Genomic DNA, 16,076 nt, shown 5'->3' on the forward strand with positions numbered 1-16,076 from the left:
CTGGTGTCAAGGAGGGCCGGCGGGAACGGCCAGGGGCTGTATCAGGCGCGCCGACGCTGGGCTTTTTCCAGCTTGGTGCGGATGCGGTTGCGTTTGAGTGGAGAGATGTAATCCACAAACAGCTTGCCGTCCAGATGGTCGACCTCATGCTGGATACACACGGCGAGCAGGCCCTCCACTTCCAGGGCAAAGGGATCGCCATTGCGATCCAATGCCTTCACGCGCACCCTGCGCGGGCGCTCGACCGTCTCGAAAAACCCGGGCACCGACAGGCAGCCTTCATCGTACTGATGGATTTCCCGGTCCAGCACCTCAATCTCGGGGTTGATAAAAGCCAGCGGTTCGCTGCCATCCTCAGAAATATCCACTACGATGAGGCGTTCACGCACATTGACCTGGGTGGCCGCGAGGCCTATGCCGGGCGCGGCGTACATAGTCTCAAACATATCATCGAGCAGTTGGCGGTGCGCGTCGGTGACCCCAGGGATGGGTTTAGCAATTTCGCGCAGGCGCGGATCGGGAAATTCCAATATCTCGAGTTTAGCCATAACACCTGTGACAAACTTCTAGTATTCGTTGAATGTGCGCTGATAACATTATGATCGCGCTCACTATTTACCGGGTGGCCCCAATTTTTGCTGGCGCCTAGCGCCCGGGTCCAGCCGCTTTTCCGAGGGAGAGCGGCCCGGCGCTGAGAATTATAGCGATAAAGAGCATAGGAATGCTTCCATGAAACAAATTATCCTCGCCGCCGTCTTGTTGCTGACGGTTACCCACGGCGCCCGGGCGCAGGAGCAGGTACGCCTGAACCCCGACCGACCGGATGCCTATATGGTACAGAAGGGCGATACTCTCTGGGATATCTCCAGTGAATTCCTTGTACAGCCCTGGTACTGGCCGGAGATCTGGCAGGTTAACCCGCAAGTGGAAAATCCGCACCTGATCTACCCCGGTGACGGTCTGCGCCTGGTTTATGTCGACGGACAGCCACAGTTGCAGTTGCAGAGAGGCCCGCGCGCCTATCAGCTTTCGCCGGGGGTGGATGGCAATCGCCTGACAGCACAGATCCGCCGGGAGGCGGTGGAGGATGCGATCCCGGCAATCCCCTTGGATGCGATCAATGCCTTCCTGTCACGCACCCGAATCGTCGAACCGGATGCGTTCGAGGGCACACCCTATATTGTGTCCGGCTCTGACAACCATATCCTCATGGGAGCGGGCGATACCATCTACGCACGCGGCGAATTCGCTGTGCCTCTGGCGTCCTATGGTCTCTATCGCCCCGGGCCTGTGTTTGTGGACCCGGTCAGCAGGGAATCCCTGGGCCGCCAGGCATTGGGTGTGGGCAAGGTAGACCTGTTGCAATTGGACCCGGATACCCTGCCCGGCTTCTCCGTAGCTACCCTGGGTGTTGCCAATACCGCCCGCGAGATCCGCCTGGAAGATCGTCTGATGCCCGTGGAAGAGCGCGCAATCGATGCGCTCTTCCACCCCAGTGCGCCAGCGGTCGATGTGGATGGCCTGATTGTGGGCGTGGATGAAGGGGTTACCCAGATCGGCAAGCTCGACGTGGTTATCCTCAATTTGGGCAACCGCGATGGCGTGGTTGCAGGCGATGTGTTGGCGGTATACAAGCGCGGCGCTCTGGTGCGGGACCGCTTGGCGGGTGACAGCGTGAAATTGCCGGATGAACGCGCCGGCGAGATGATGATCTTCCGCACCTTCGAAAAGATGAGCCTCGCCCTGATTCTCGAAGCGGACCGCCCTCTCGCAGTGATGGATCTAGTGCGCAACCCCTGAGCCGGGCACGAACCAAATACCCTGGTGGGCTCCTCTGTTTGGTCCACCCTACACTCAAAATCAGCGTATGGTGCGCGGCATGGATGGGTTAACCGCCTGCATGGCCCTACTGCGTCTCGAGGGTGTCGGCCCCGCCCGCTACTGGCAGTTGATCGAGCACTTCGGCAACCCGCTCGCGGCCCTGCGGCAGCCTCCCAGTGCGCTTCTCAATAAGCTACCCGCCCGCGCACAATCCCAGTGGCGCGAATTTTCCCGTCTGGAGGCACAGTGCACACTGGCCGCCTGGGTTCAGGAGGAACGCGCGCGCTGTGTGGATAGCGGGGTGCAGCTTTTATGGCACAGCGATCCCGACTACCCCGCCCTGCTCGCCGAGACCTCCAGACCGCCACCGCTCCTCTATATCCGCGGTGCGCACAAGACCCTAAACTTGCCCCAGATCGCCATTGTCGGTGCGCGCCGGGCCACGACCGTGGGACTGGAGAATGCCTGCGCCTTCGCCGCAGAACTGGCTCGGGCTGGATTTGCCATTACCTCCGGGTTGGCGCTCGGTGTCGATGCGGCGGCGCACCGGGGGGCTTTGCAAGGGGGTGGAACCACATTGGCAGTGCTCGGCAGCGGCGTGGATTGCATCTACCCGCGGCACAATCGGGCCCTTGCCGAGGATATCCTCACCAATGGTGGCACACTGATCAGCGAGCTGCCTCTCGGCAGCCAGGCCGAAGCCAAAAACTTCCCCCGCCGAAACCGCATCATCAGCGGACTCTCTATGGGCGTGTTGCTGACTGAGGCGACTCTGCGCTCCGGTTCCCTGATCACCGCGCGCCTGGCCCTGGAGCAGAACCGCGAGGTTTTCGCCATCCCCGGTTCCATCCACAACCCCATGGCAAGGGGCTGTCACCAGTTGATCAAGACCGGGGCAACACTGGTGGAGACCAGTGCAGATATTGCCACCCAGTTGGGTGGGCTACTGGCCGAGCCGGCAGCAGCGGAGGCGGCCCCCAAAACACTGCCCGACCGGCGCCAGCAGGCTCTGGTGAATGCCCTCACAGGCGGGCCCCGCAGCATAGAGCAACTGGCTCTGGATACCGGGGAAAGTCCCGGGGATCTAATGGGACTGTTGTTGCAAATGGAGCTGGAAGGGCTGCTGGAACCATTGCCGGGCGGCTATCAACTGACAGTCCGCGGAGCTACTTACTATTATTTGGGAGTATCCACGCCCACAGCAGAGTGAAGGCCCAGTCACCGGCCGATTCCCCTACGGGATCGGCCAATATTCAATGGCCCCTAAACAAGCGGGCAGTCGATCCTTAGAGATAAGCCGAAGCGCACTGTCTGACCCAGCGCACCAGTGCCGGGCAGACGGAACACCCCTGCTCCCATCCCACGCGAACTCCTGCTATGTCCCGGACGGCCTTTTATGATTTTTTTACCGCCATTAGAGTAGCAACACCACCTTGCGAAGTTGTTTGTATTTCATTGCAAAATCATTGGCAGGAAACTTGGGAATACAATCCATTACACGCCCTATACAGTCTATTTGTTAGACAATATTATAATCAAAACTCGGGCCAAGGACGGGCATGGACCATACATATCTCTAGCGGAGACACACGCGACCAACGTACAGAGCCCGCTCAAACAGTACCAATAGAATACTCTAAGCGTCATCCCATACACCCGTTGTCTGAGCACTTGAAAGCCTAAAAGAGAAATAAATGCGAAAGCTCGGTTTTTTATTTTTAATCACATATTTATTCACTGCTTGTCACTGCGCATACGCCGTGCCAGCTTCCGAGGTTAAGCAATGGATTGAAGACATTGACTCCTACCGTCAACAATTGGAAGAAAAGCATATCAATCTCTATCACTCTGTCAGCAAAAAAGAATTTGTCTCGGCATTGACTCAATTAAAAACTTCCCTGGCTGATTTAAATGAACAGCAACTGCTGGTCGAAATGATGCGAATTAGCCGTTTGATTGGAGATGGCCACACACAGCTGGCGTTTTGGGAAACAGATATCGGCTTTTATCCCTTTCGTTTTTTGAATATCAATGGGAGTCTTCGCCTCATTGCCAGCAGTGAGGCTTACAGGTATCTGCTGGGTTACAAATTATATGCTATTGACGATATTCCCATTGATGAGGTAGTCACGCGATTGTCACCAGTCGTCCAAGGCGTGGAGAATGCGTACTCCCTAAAAGTGCGGATCGCATGGCAACTCAATGTTGCACAGATTCTCCGCGGGCTCAGTATTACAGATAAACCTGATCGTGCTAGATTCACTTTTATTGATGACAGTGGGCACCAAAAAATAGTTTCTGTAGTAACTGTGCCCCTATCAAAGTTCCATAAGAAACTCACTCATTTTCTTTTTCCCAGAAAGATACCCTTTAGCGAGCAAAAAATAACAGCATCTGAAAATCTGTGGATGTCCGCTGATAAAGATACAAAAACTGCCTATATTTATTTTCGAAGATATCCAAGCTTTTCGGATATGGAATATTTTGCGAAGGATGTAAAGGACTATTTGGAGGACAATAAAGTTGAAAATCTGATTATTGATTTGCGCAATAATGGTGGTGGTGACTTCTTTGTCGGTTTGAGAATGGCCTGGCCTCTAGTACTCGTGGACAGCCTCGACTGGGAACACGGCGTATATACCTTAATCGATAACAGCACCTATTCAGCGGCAATGAGCAATGCGGCGCAATACCGACAGCTACTGAATGCCAAGCTGGTGGGGGAGCCGACAGGGGGAAATCCGGTGGGGTATCAGGATATGGGCCAGTTTTCTCTGCCGAATTCTGGCTGGACCATTACTTACTCAAAAAGAAATTATCGGTTTCAGGAAGTCTTCTCGGAGGGCGTACAACCGGATGTCCTGATTGAGCAAGACTGGCCCAGTTATCTAAAAGGGATTGATCAGTCTTTAGCCTGGGTTCTGGATGATATCCGCAAAAAGACAAATTAGAAGCTGGCGTCGATTAACTGGATTGGCCCAAAATTGTCTTGTATGTTGGCAATTTTTAGCAGGATATTGCACCCAAATCAAATGTAGCCGTGGTTAAAACTATCTGGTTAGGTTATTCAGCCCACACCAAATTTTCGACAGTTAAAGGCTTCTGAAAGGCTGAAATTGCTGTATTATCATCGTTACTTCATATGGCCATACCCTACCGGGAGCACACGTTCTATTCTGGGCGTGAGTTCAGTTGTCCGAGAGGATTCTTATGCAGGATTTCGTTTAGGCAGTGACCAGGCAAATTTATGAGAAGACTAATTCAAAAAATAATATTTTCCTCTGTTATAGCAGCGGGACTATCAGCCTGCACAGTTCAGCCCTCTATCGTTGAACACCTCCCACCACAGACGTTTTCGGAGAAAGCGTTACTCACTGGCACGGTAATCCTGAGCCGCCCGGTGGTGGAGAAAGACCTGCCAAATATCGACATACTGGCGATCAATCGGGATATGCACCTGCTCCTTGATTCGGTAGATGGGGCTACTAAAAGTGCTCGCCTCAATATCCTGATGGAAAAGTTACAAGATCAGAATTTCGCACTGTTATACGATGCCGATGCGACCCTGAATGCATCCAGAGTCTTTGTAGAACAGCGTGGAAACTGCATGGCATTTAGTGTCTTTATGGTTGCGATGGCGCGCGAGTTGGGGATAAACGCTCAGTTTAATGAGGTACTTGTCCCAGAAACCTGGTCTCTTAAAAATAAACAGACATATGTCTACCAGCATATCAATGTTATTGCCGATCTCGGCATCGAACAGCGGATGCTGGATTTCAATTTTGTTGAATATCAACCGATCTATCGGCAGACAACCTTAGAAGACACGGATGCATTCGCCAGATTCTACAGCAATTTATCGATGGATTTTCTCTCCGAGCAGAAATATACGGATGCATTTCTGTATATTCGCAAAGCTCTAGCACTGTCCCCACAGTCGGCGGACCTCTGGAATAATCTCGGCGCGGTCTATCGCGCTGCCGGTCACCCAGATCACGCAGCAAGCGCCTACAGGGTTTCCCTTGTTATAGATAGCACCAATACGATGGCCTTAAGTAATTTGGAGAGGATACTCACAGAGGAGGGGGACTGGCAATCGACAAACATTATTTCCGAGCATCTACAACGCTATCGGGAACAAAACCCCTACTATTGGTACGGTAATGCCCTGGCTGCCTACAAGCAGGGACACTATGAACTCGCTGTCAATGATATCCAAGCTGCAATCTCCCTGGAAAAGAATGACCACAGATTCCACTTCCTTCTGGGGTTGTTACGTTTCAAATCGGGAAATCACGGCTACCGGGGGCACTTTCAACAGGCTCTGACTCTCTCTGCAGCTGATCGGGATCAAGGGCGTTATCGGCAAAAACTGGAAATTCTGGGCCTGGAAGACATACGACCGACGCGCCGGCACAAAACAGCGCGTTCTTGGAATAGAACAAATTTGTGGTGGTGGCTCACCCGGTAGACCTGACTCTGGCTGGAGAACGCTGGATGGGCTCAGGTTTTGCTGCTGGCTGATTTTTGATTTAGGTAACGAGACCCTAAAAAGCAACAACTTGTGCCCCGCCGCGCAATCCGCTAGATTGCCCGGCTCCCCCACTTCAACAGTAAAGAGAGTTGCAATGAGCAAGCCTTTTGTAGCGATCCTGATGGGTTCAGACTCCGATCTGCCCGTGATGGAGGCCGCTTTCGGCGTTTTGGATAAGTTCGGCATTTCCTTCGAGGTAAAAGTCACCTCCGCCCACCGCACGCCGCAAGCCACTCACGACTACGTGACCGACGCCGACAAGCGCGGCTGCGCCGCCTTTATCTGTGCCGCCGGTATGGCTGCTCACCTCGCTGGCGCGGTTTCCGCCACCACACTCAAACCGGTGATTGGCGTGCCGATCAATGCTTCTCTGGACGGCCTGGATGCGCTACTGTCAACGGTGCAGATGCCGGGCGGTATTCCGGTGGCAACAGTAGCCATCGGCAAAGCCGGTGCCAAAAACGCCGCTTACCTAGCTGCACAGATTATCGGCACAAGCGATGCAAAAATGCACCAGAAGCTGGTCGATGAACGCCGCGCGAATGCCGAAGCCATCGTCGCCAGGGATGCACAGCTGCAAAAAGACCTGCAACAGCGCGAGACCAAGTGATCCCGGCGCGGCTATGACCTATTCCCCCTTTGCTGTCGCACAGGCCGCCCGCACCCTGGCAGCAGGGGGTGTGATTGCCCACCCCACCGAATCCGTGTGGGGCCTTGCCTGTGACCCCTATAATTTGCAGGCGGTGAGGCGTTTGCTGCGCCTGAAGCGCCGCCCGCTGGATAAAGGGTTGATCCTGGTCTCCGGTGAAATAGACCGCTTCGGGGACTTCCTGGCGGCGCTTAGCGATGATCAGCGGCGACAACTGCGCGACACCTGGCCGGGCCCTGTGACCTGGCTGGTGCCGCATTTTAATCGCATACCCTACTGGATCTGCGGCGCCCACACATCAGTGGCACTACGCTGCACCAGCCATCCCTTTACCGCGGCGTTAACACACGCCTTTGGCGGCGCCATTGTCTCCACCTCAGCTAATCCAATGGGATGTCAGCCAGCCCGAGAAAAACACCAGGTGCTTCGCTACTTTGGCGACGCCCTCGATTTTGTCGGCGGTGGCGCTACCGGCGGCCGAGGCGCGCCCAGTGAGATCCGCGACTTGCTCAGCGGTAAGATAATGAGACCCGGCGCTTGATCGCCCAACAGCTACCCGGTGTATGCCCATGAAAGAAATCCATACCAAGGCCGTCAGATCTTACCTGCTTGAGCTGCAGGATCGTATTTGCAAAGCCCTCGGCCGGGAAGATGGCTGCGGGTTTCGCGAAGACGCCTGGGAGAGGCCCGAGGGGGGCGGTGGCCGAACCCGTGTGCTGGAAGAGGGCAACCTGATAGAAAAGGGCGGTGTCAACTTTTCCCACGTCTATGGCGACGGCCTGCCACCTTCTGCCACAGCCAGCCGCCCGGAACTGGCCGGCTGCACTTATGAGGCCATGGGCGTTTCCCTGGTGATCCACCCGCACAATCCCTATGTGCCTACCAGCCATGCCAACGTGCGTCTGTTCGTCGCCAGAAAACCCGGTTTCGCACCAATATGGTGGTTTGGCGGAGGCTATGATCTAACCCCCTATTACGGTTTTGAAGAGGATGTAGTGCATTGGCACACCACTGCCAAACATGCCTGCGAACCGTTTGGAAAGGAGATCTACCCACGCTTCAAACGATGGTGTGATCAGTATTTCTACCTCAAGCACCGTGCAGAAGCGCGCGGGGTGGGTGGGCTTTTTTACGATGACTTCAACGCGGGGGGGTTCGATAACGCCTTCGCACTGACGCGCGCCGTGGGCGACAGTTACCTGGAAGCCTACCTGCCGATCATGCAAAGGCGCAGGACTACAAGCTACGGTGAGCGGGAACGGGATTTCCAACTGTACCGCCGCGGTCGCTATGTGGAGTTCAATCTGGTCTTTGATCGCGGCACCCTGTTTGGTTTGCAGTCCGGTGGGCGCACCGAGTCGATCCTGATGTCGCTGCCTTCACTGGTGCGCTGGAAGTACGCCTGGCATCCGGAACCGGGCTCCGCTGAGGAAAAGCTATATACCGACTTCCTGCCCCACAGAGACTGGGTCTGAGCAGAGTATTGGCCACAAAGGAGGCTCACCGTGCAGCAGGCGCGACTGGAAAATATCAACGCCCTGTTTCTCGATTACCGGCGTCATTTCGAAACCGGCAATGTGGAGGAGATCGCAGACTTTTACCGGTTTCCCCTGCATTATTACCGCGAGAATGGTGACAAACTGGTCATCCTCCGCAGTGCTTTTGTACAGCAGGTAAACAAATTGCTGAGGGCCTATCGCCGCCTGGCCATCAGCCAGATCCTGGGCACGGTCACAGAGGTCCAGGCGCTCAACAACTCTACCAGCCTTGCCAGTGTGCGCTGGACGCTGCTGCACCAGCAGGATAATACCCGGATGGGTGAACTCTACAGCTCCCAAACCCGCTACCTGATTACGGAAATAGAGCCGAGCCTGAAAGTTGACGGGCTGTTTATTGTCGATGAAAGCGCCAAAATTCGCGAAGCGGTAAGAGCGCGCAAGAGGCCACTGCCGTGAGCGATCACTACGCTGTGGTGGGCAACCCTATAGCGCACTCCCTGTCCCCGCAAATTCACCACGCCTTCGCCGCGCAAACCGGCGAAGACCTGCTCTACCGCAAACTCCTTGCGCCATTGGACGCATTCGCAGAATGCGCGCGCACCTTTTTTGCTGAAGGAGGGCGCGGTCTCAATATCACACTGCCCTTCAAACTCGAAGCCCGCGATCTGGCCGATCAACTCACCACGCGTGCCGCCGCGGCCGGGGCCGTCAATACCTTACTCTGTCAAGAGGATGGCCGGTTGCTCGGTGACAACACCGATGGCGCAGGGCTGGTCGCCGACATCTGTCGCAACCTGGGCTGGGCGATTCGCGACAAACAGGTATTGCTTATAGGCGCCGGCGGGGCCGCGCGCGGAGCCCTGCTGTCCCTGCTGGCTGAACAGCCAGCGCACCTGCACCTGGCCAACCGCACTGCGGCCAAAGCCGAGCAACTCGCGGATGATTTCTCCCACTACAGCGCCCTGAGCGGTGGAGGGTTACAGGGGCTGCGTGGTCGCTTCGATCTGGTAATCAATGCCAGCTCCGCCAGTCTGGACAATGCACTGCCCGCCCTGCCGGAACAACTCTTCACCACCGGCGGCAAAGCCTACGACATGGTGTATGCCACCGGGCCCACGCCCTTCGTGCACTGGGCCCGCGCCCAAAGGGTGCCGGCTAGCGATGGCCTGGGTATGCTGGTGGGCCAGGCTGCAGAATCGTTTTATCTGTGGCGCGGGGTGTATCCGCAGGTCGCACCGGTTTTGACGCGGTTGCGCCGAGGGCTGGGTAAGAAAAATAACTAGAGGACCTTGTTTGTGCGGGAATTTCTACGCAACCTCTCCCTGTGTTTCGCCGTGGGTTGTTTTGGTGGTCTCTGCTACGCACTGGGTCTCTGGGCCATGGGACACTACGGCTTTACCCATTGGCTGGGGGTGGACCTGGCGCCACGCCTGAACAGCGCCTATTTGTACCAGCGCATTGTGTGGGGCGGCCTCTGTGGCCTGCTGTTGATGCTGCCATGGCGCAGTGCCTGGCTGTTGCGGGGCATTGCGCTTTCGCTTGTGCCAGCGGGTTTGCTGCTGCTGTATCTGCTGCCTCAGCGGGGTTATGACTACGGTGCCTTTATGCTGGGATATATGACCCCGGTGGTCATTATGCTCGCCTGCGCCCTGGGCGGCATTGCAGCCTCTGCGCTGCTGCGCCTGCAGGGAAAATAGAAGCGCCAATCACAAGGCGGCGACCTTTTTGCCGCCGCCAGCGGATGGCAAATCCGCTGTTATCAACCCGGCACTTGCCCTTTCAGTGAACCACTGCCGTTTGTTCGGGCTCTTTCTTTTTGCAAAGTCTGTGTAGATTGCCCACCACTTTGGCCAGCAGTCGCGGATAATCCGTGCGCAACAGGTAGCCCCCAAAGAAAACCTGATATCGCCCACCCCACTGCCTGTATCACCGCCTGCTTGTGCGCACTTTCTGAACGTAACGGCGCTAAGGCAAGATTTGGTAGCGGTGATCTCTCCGAAGACACCTTTTCTTCATCCGCGCGATCGCGGACCTGCTTGCGGATTGTGCATAACTTCTATCCCAACCCGGCAAACCGGCCAGTGACAAAGCGGGGCTTTAAATAAGAGATATATCACCTGTTAGCAGCGATATTGGTTTAAAAATTCACCAAAAAATTCCACCTGCAAAGACGTCCGTACTGCAATGATTCAGAGCCGATACGGTTCAAATTCGGGGCAGAAAGATACAAACCGGGGCGGCGTTTGGGAAAAGTTTTTCACAAGCTGTTTACAACGTTGTCTCACAGAGCTAATGTGTTCCGACAACGTTGTCATGACCCGAAAGCCTGGTAGCCAACATGGCTTAATAAGAATAACTTTCAGAGGGAATTACCGTGAAAATACTCAGCTCTAGCATTCGCAACCTTACCGGTGGCCGAGGCCGCCTCCTGCACAGCTCCCTGGCGGTCCTCGCCCTGTCCGGCGCAGTCGGCACACTCCATGCACAGGAGACGGCGCTGGAAGAGGTGGTTGTCACCGGCATCCGCGCCAGCATCACGGAATCGGTGAACGCCAAGCGCAGCGCCAACGCCATCGTTGACGCCATCACTGCCGAAGACCTGGGCAAGTTCCCGGACAAGAATGTGGCGGATTCCCTGTCCCGGATTACCGGTGTTTCCGTGACCCGCGGTTTCGGTGAGGGTGAAAAAATTGCCGTGCGCGGGACTTCTCCGAACCAGAACCGCGCGCTCCTGAACGGTGCCGCCGTGGCCTCCGCCGATTGGTTTATTCTGGACAACCCCTCCCGCGCATTTAACTACACCCTGCTGCCCTCAACCATCGTATCCGCCCTGGAAGTCTACAAAACCCCTCAGGCGAACATTCAGGAAGGCTCCCTGGGGGGCACCGTGATGCTGCGTACCCGGCGGCCCCTCGACATGGCGCAGAACACTGGTGCCATTCAGGTGCAGAGACAATACTCGGAAACCTCGGAGGAATGGGACCCCAGCATCAGCGCTCTGTATTCCTGGAAAAACGACGCCGAAAATCTGGGTTTTAATATTTCCTTGACCCGGCAGGACCGTACGCTACTGCGTGAAGGCACCGAGGTGTTGGGTTTCGAAAATCAGGATTTCGGTCGCGGCGCCCTGTGGGTGCCGCGGGCGCTCGGCGATGCCTATTTCGAGCAGGCCCGTGAACGGGAGACTGTGCTGTTCACGGGCCAGTGGCGCCCCTCGGACAGCGGCCAGTTCACCCTCACCTACCTGGACTCCGGGCTGGATGCCGACAATTCCAACTACAACCGCTACGAGTGGCTGAATGGCAACAACGGCGGCACCATTGATCCCACCACCGCGGTAGTGACCGGCAGCGGCGTTATCGCCGGTGAAGTGGCCGACAGCTTCGCCGAATACTATGTGATCGATCGCGTGTCCTACTCTGAGACCGGATCGCTGGATCTGCTCTACGAGCATAACTTCGAGCAACTCACCCTGCGCACCCGCCTCGGCCACACCGAGGCCGAGGGCGGCACCTCGCGGGATCGCCACTACGGTTGGGGCGCTCCCTTGGACCGCACCGAATTCAATGGCCTGAGCCACACCCCCTACCTGAACGGCCAGGTTGAAAGCGATGCGCAGTTGGGTGCACGCGGGCTTGGCTGGATGCAGGAAAACGCCCGTGTGATGGATGACGAGGAAAATTACGCCAGCATCGATATTGACTTTGCCCTCGACACCGGGGTGTTCAACAGTCTCAAGAGCGGCCTGCTATACCGCGACCACAACAAGGGCCAGATGATGTCCCTGACCCGGTTCCACTGGCTCAGCGATGCCATGCACGCTGACGGCATCACCACCTATGGAGAAGGTGAAGAGACCGGTTGGGACCGCTGGCTATACGGCAATCTGGGTGCGGGCCCGCTCGGCAACTACACCCGCAACCGCTCCGGGGCGCCCTATCCGCTGATGGATATCAGTGCGGCACAAAGTGTGATCTACCCTGCTCTGGCCTACGAAAACGCGGTGACGGTACTCAACCTGCCGGAAAATTGGAATGTGGAGGAAGAGATCCTGGCCGCCTATGTGCAGGCGGACTTCGATGGCGAGGGTTTCCGTGGCAACCTCGGCCTGCGCATGGTGCAAACCCGGGTCGGGTCCAGCGGTTACAACCTGCAAGGTGACCCTCTGGCAGCGGCCATCGATATGGTCGGTGGCTACGACCTGCTCGTAGCACTGGTTGATTCGACAACCGAAAATTTTGATGTCCGCCAGGAAACCCTGAAGCACGACTACACCGAGATTCTGCCGAGTGCCAATGTGGCCTTTGATATCGCCGAAAACCAAGTCCTGCGCCTCTCCGCGGCCCGTGTCATGGCCCGTCCCGACTACATCACCATCGCAAACCAGGAATCCGCCAACCTGGATACCCAGACCGGCCGCCGCGGCAACCCGCAACTGGAGCCGGAAACCGCCAACCAGTTCGATCTGGCCTGGGAGTGGTATTTTGCCGAGGGCGCGGTGCTGGCCGCCACTTACTTCCAGAAGGATATTGCGGACTCGGTGATCAACAGCACCTCGGTGGACTTTCGCTTCGATGAGCGCCTTGGCGAGGATATCCCGGTCCTTTTTATTCAGCCGGTTAACGGCAAGGGTGCCGAGGTCTCCGGTATCGAGCTGAGCTACCAGCACAACTTCGACAACTTCGGTGTCATTGCCAACTACACCTATACCGACGCAAACAGCCGCGATGCGCGCGATTCTGTCAACAATCCCGGCTCCGGCCTGATCCCGGGCCAATCCGAAAACATGGCCAACCTGACTGGCTTTTATGAGAACGACTGGATCAGCGCGCGCCTGGCCTACAACTTCCGCACCCAGTGGTACGACGGTCTGTCCGAGTTCGGTTCCGAGGCCTATATCGACGATTACGGTCAGTGGGATGCCAGCATCACCGTCTCTCCCTGGGAAAACTGGGACTTTGTACTGGAGGCAATCAACCTGACCGGCGAGGAACTGGAGTACTACCATATCGACGAGGCCCGCGCAGCCCGCTTGTATGACAATGGTGCGCGTTTTCTTCTCGGGGCGAACTACCACTTCTGATGCAACGCATAGGGTGGGTGCCGGCCACAACGCCGGCACCCACCGGACCATGAAGGAATTGGTCCCTGATACCGGGATAGCCGTATCTCTAATGAAGTACAAAAAACAGAAGCGGTCAGTGTGAATGAAGAGGCGCGAGAGCCCAGTTACTCCACAGAGTGTAAAGCGCCAGCCTTCTTTTCAACGAGAAAATAAATGAATACCACAATCGTTAATTGGGGCGTCATTGGTTGCGGTAAGGTTGCGGAAGTGAAAAGTGTTCCGGCATATCAAAAAGTTAAGGGATTCAACATTTTTTCAGTAATGAGAAGAAGGTATGATTTAGCTTTAGATTACGCAAAAAGACACAAAATAAATCACACCCATCGCAAAGCCGAAGATCTTATAAACGATAGCAATGTAGACGCAGTTTACATTGCGACACCTCCTGATTCACACTTATATTACGCCTTGAAAGTGGCAGAAGCTGGAAAAATTTGTTGTATTGAAAAACCGCTTTCCTCCAGTTACAAGGATGGACTGAAAATATGTAGGGCCTTTAGTGAAAACAAGCTGCACTTGTTTACCGCTTATTACCGACGCTCATTACCTGTTTTCAACAAGATTAAAACCTGTATTGCTAAAGAATATATTGGTTCTATCAGACATATTTCATGGAATTTTTGCCGGCCAGCCAGTGAAATTGATCTATCAAAAAAATACAACTGGAGAACCGATGCCGATATAGCTACAGGCGGTTACTTTGATGATTTAGCCAGTCACGGGCTGGATATCTTCGCCTATCTTTTTGGTAATTTTAGGGAAGTAAAGGGATTAAGTTTTAATCAGCAAAAGCTGTATTCATCTTTAGATAGTGTTTCATCTTGCTGGATACATGAAGGCGGCATTACAGGATCAGGAAGTTGGAACTTTGGAGGCTTTCGCAGACAAGATGAGGTTGCCGTTGTCGGCAGTGAAGGTGAGATGCGTTTTTCAATTTTTAATCGGGAAGAAATCACACTAATTAATAAAAACGGGAAGAAAAAAATTTCCATTAAGTATCCTGAACATATTCAATACTGCCATGTTGAGAATATGAGAAAAGCTTTAGCTGGAGAAATTGTTCATCCCTCTTCAGGGGAAACAGCTTTGCATACCTCTTGGGTTATGGATAAAATTTTAAATAAAATATAGCTTTCACACTGACAGAACGGCTTGAAATCTGACAACTGTAAAAAATCATGAAGGTGTTAAAAATGTTGTGTCGGCCAGCCGACCTCACAAGGCCGATGTGTTTCTCCAAGTGATTTGGGAAGTGGGGTGTCTGATGTGACAACACCAGAACCCAACGCGACGACCAGATTGTGTTACGCCTTCCTGAATAAGAGAAACCACTTGGCTGGATATCTTTGAATGCCAGCACAACCTAAAAAACCGGGGAAAAGCGGTTGCCTCCGGATTAATTGAGCCATTGCGCTAACGCTCCAGGATCCATAAAGCACCCACTTTTTACTAATGGCAAAAAATGCACAAATTTCCGAACCCTACCGGGACGCCCCGGCTCAAAAAACAGCGGCCCTTATCGAGAGGAGTGAACATGCACACCGGGATGGAGACTGAACCCGTTCTTTACCTGGGTATCGACGGCGGAGGCAGCAAGTGCCGGGCACGTGTCACTGGCGCCGGCAGGGAGGGCGTCGGTGTGGCAGGCCCGGCCAATCCCTTCCAAAACCTGACTCAGGCCTGTGAATCCATTCAGCAGGCCGCTGAGCTGGCGCTGGTCGATGCCGGCCTGTCGACGGATGCGCTGGGCAAGCTGGTGGCCGGGGCGGGGCTGGCCGGTGTGAATATTCCCCGTGTGCGTGAGCAGCTGCTGGCCTGGAGGCATCCCTTTTCCGCACTGTACCTGACCGACGATATCCAAATTGCCTTTCTCGGTGCCCATGGTGGAGAGGAGGGCGCGGTGATTGTCGCGGGAACCGGCTCAGTGGGTTACTCCAGCCTGAATGGCGGCCTCAGCATCGGTGCCCACGGTTTCCCCTTTGCTGACAAAGGGTCCGGCGCATGGCTGGGGCTGAAAGCACTGGAGGCAGCACTGCTGGCACTGGATGACCTCGGCCCCGCCACAGCCCTGCTGCCGGCGCTGGAGGAGGAACTCCAGGCCCGCGGCCTGGATCTGGTGGGTGCCATGGCGGGCGCGGGCCAACAGGACTACGGGCGCCTGGCACCCCGGGTATTGGCGGTCGCTGAAGCGGGGGATGCGGTTGCCGTGGCCATTGTCAGGGAGGGTGTGGATTACCTGGAACAGGTAGCAAAACGCTTTCTGGCCAGAGGCCACAGTCACTTTTGCCTACTGGGGGGCCTGGCGGCCCGCCTGCTGCCCTGGCTGGGGGAAAAGACCTTGCAGTGCCTGCAGCCACCGCGGGGGCAACCCGATGAGGGCGCCCTCCTGTACGCCCGGCAATGCCACGGCGGCGTCATCACACGAGAGAGCGGACGGGGCTGTTAAGA

General features: G+C 55.5%; 14 protein-coding genes. 13 read left to right on the forward strand and 1 reads right to left on the reverse strand.

The annotated features are described in order from the left end of the window. Positions 1–41: 41 nt before the first annotated feature. The gene (def, locus tag ACL7TT_RS06210; protein ID WP_413393981.1) at positions 42–548 is read right to left on the reverse strand and encodes a peptide deformylase; all 507 of its coding nucleotides are present in this window, start codon (positions 546–548) and stop codon (positions 42–44) included. Between the two features lie 181 nt (positions 549–729). Here def and ACL7TT_RS06215 point away from each other — a divergent pair, with 181 nt between their 5' ends. The 13 genes from ACL7TT_RS06215 to ACL7TT_RS06275 all read left to right on the forward strand — a co-directional run bounded on the left by ACL7TT_RS06215 (position 730) and on the right by ACL7TT_RS06275 (position 16,074). Further along, positions 730–1,800 carry a LysM peptidoglycan-binding domain-containing protein gene (locus ACL7TT_RS06215; protein ID WP_413393983.1) on the forward strand — a complete coding sequence of 357 codons (1,071 nt, stop codon included), beginning with the start codon at positions 730–732 and terminating at the stop codon, positions 1,798–1,800. Positions 1,801–1,879: 79 nt separating this feature from the next. Next, on the forward strand, positions 1,880–3,031 hold the full coding sequence (dprA, locus tag ACL7TT_RS06220; protein WP_413393985.1) for a DNA-processing protein DprA: 1,152 nt from the start codon (positions 1,880–1,882) through the stop codon (positions 3,029–3,031). A gap of 484 nt (positions 3,032–3,515) precedes the next feature. Further along, a complete protein-coding gene (locus tag ACL7TT_RS06225; protein ID WP_413393987.1) occupies positions 3,516–4,772 on the forward strand; it encodes a S41 family peptidase in 1,257 nt (418 codons plus the stop codon). A 296-nt stretch (positions 4,773–5,068) separates the two neighbouring features. Continuing rightward, positions 5,069–6,292: a tetratricopeptide repeat protein gene (locus ACL7TT_RS06230; RefSeq protein WP_413393989.1), complete on the forward strand. Its 1,224-nt coding sequence runs from the start codon at positions 5,069–5,071 to the stop codon at positions 6,290–6,292. Positions 6,293–6,449: 157 nt separating this feature from the next. Further along, positions 6,450–6,965 (forward strand): 5-(carboxyamino)imidazole ribonucleotide mutase, encoded by a 516-nt coding sequence (purE, locus tag ACL7TT_RS06235; protein WP_413393991.1) that lies wholly within the window; start codon positions 6,450–6,452, stop codon positions 6,963–6,965. Positions 6,966–6,978: 13 nt separating this feature from the next. Further along, the gene (locus ACL7TT_RS06240; RefSeq protein WP_413393993.1) at positions 6,979–7,545 is read left to right on the forward strand and encodes an L-threonylcarbamoyladenylate synthase type 1 TsaC; all 567 of its coding nucleotides are present in this window, start codon (positions 6,979–6,981) and stop codon (positions 7,543–7,545) included. Between the two features lie 28 nt (positions 7,546–7,573). Continuing rightward, positions 7,574–8,479, forward strand: coding sequence for an oxygen-dependent coproporphyrinogen oxidase (hemF, locus tag ACL7TT_RS06245; RefSeq protein WP_413393995.1), 906 nt, complete (start codon positions 7,574–7,576; stop codon positions 8,477–8,479). 30 nt (positions 8,480–8,509) lie between these two features. Beyond that, the gene (locus ACL7TT_RS06250; RefSeq protein WP_413393997.1) at positions 8,510–8,959 is read left to right on the forward strand and encodes a hypothetical protein; all 450 of its coding nucleotides are present in this window, start codon (positions 8,510–8,512) and stop codon (positions 8,957–8,959) included. After that, complete coding sequence (gene aroE / locus ACL7TT_RS06255; RefSeq protein WP_413393999.1) at positions 8,956–9,786, forward strand: shikimate dehydrogenase; 831 nt, start codon at positions 8,956–8,958, stop codon at positions 9,784–9,786. The genes ACL7TT_RS06250 and aroE overlap by 4 nt, the downstream gene beginning before the upstream one ends. 12 nt (positions 9,787–9,798) lie before the next feature. Next, on the forward strand, positions 9,799–10,200 hold the full coding sequence (locus ACL7TT_RS06260) for a hypothetical protein (protein ID WP_299940299.1): 402 nt from the start codon (positions 9,799–9,801) through the stop codon (positions 10,198–10,200). Positions 10,201–10,877: 677 nt separating this feature from the next. Further along, a complete protein-coding gene (locus ACL7TT_RS06265; protein WP_413394001.1) occupies positions 10,878–13,586 on the forward strand; it encodes a TonB-dependent receptor in 2,709 nt (902 codons plus the stop codon). Between the two features lie 195 nt (positions 13,587–13,781). Beyond that, entirely contained in the window at positions 13,782–14,759 is a 978-nt protein-coding gene (locus ACL7TT_RS06270) for a Gfo/Idh/MocA family protein (protein ID WP_413394003.1), read from the forward strand. 403 nt (positions 14,760–15,162) lie between these two features. After that, entirely contained in the window at positions 15,163–16,074 is a 912-nt protein-coding gene (locus ACL7TT_RS06275; RefSeq protein ID WP_413394005.1) for a glucosamine kinase nucleotide-binding domain-containing protein, read from the forward strand. The last annotated feature ends 2 nt before the right edge of the window (positions 16,075–16,076 follow it).

The sequence above is a fragment of the Microbulbifer jejuensis genome (assembly GCF_047289955.1).
Lineage (GTDB): Bacteria > Pseudomonadota > Gammaproteobacteria > Pseudomonadales > Cellvibrionaceae > Microbulbifer.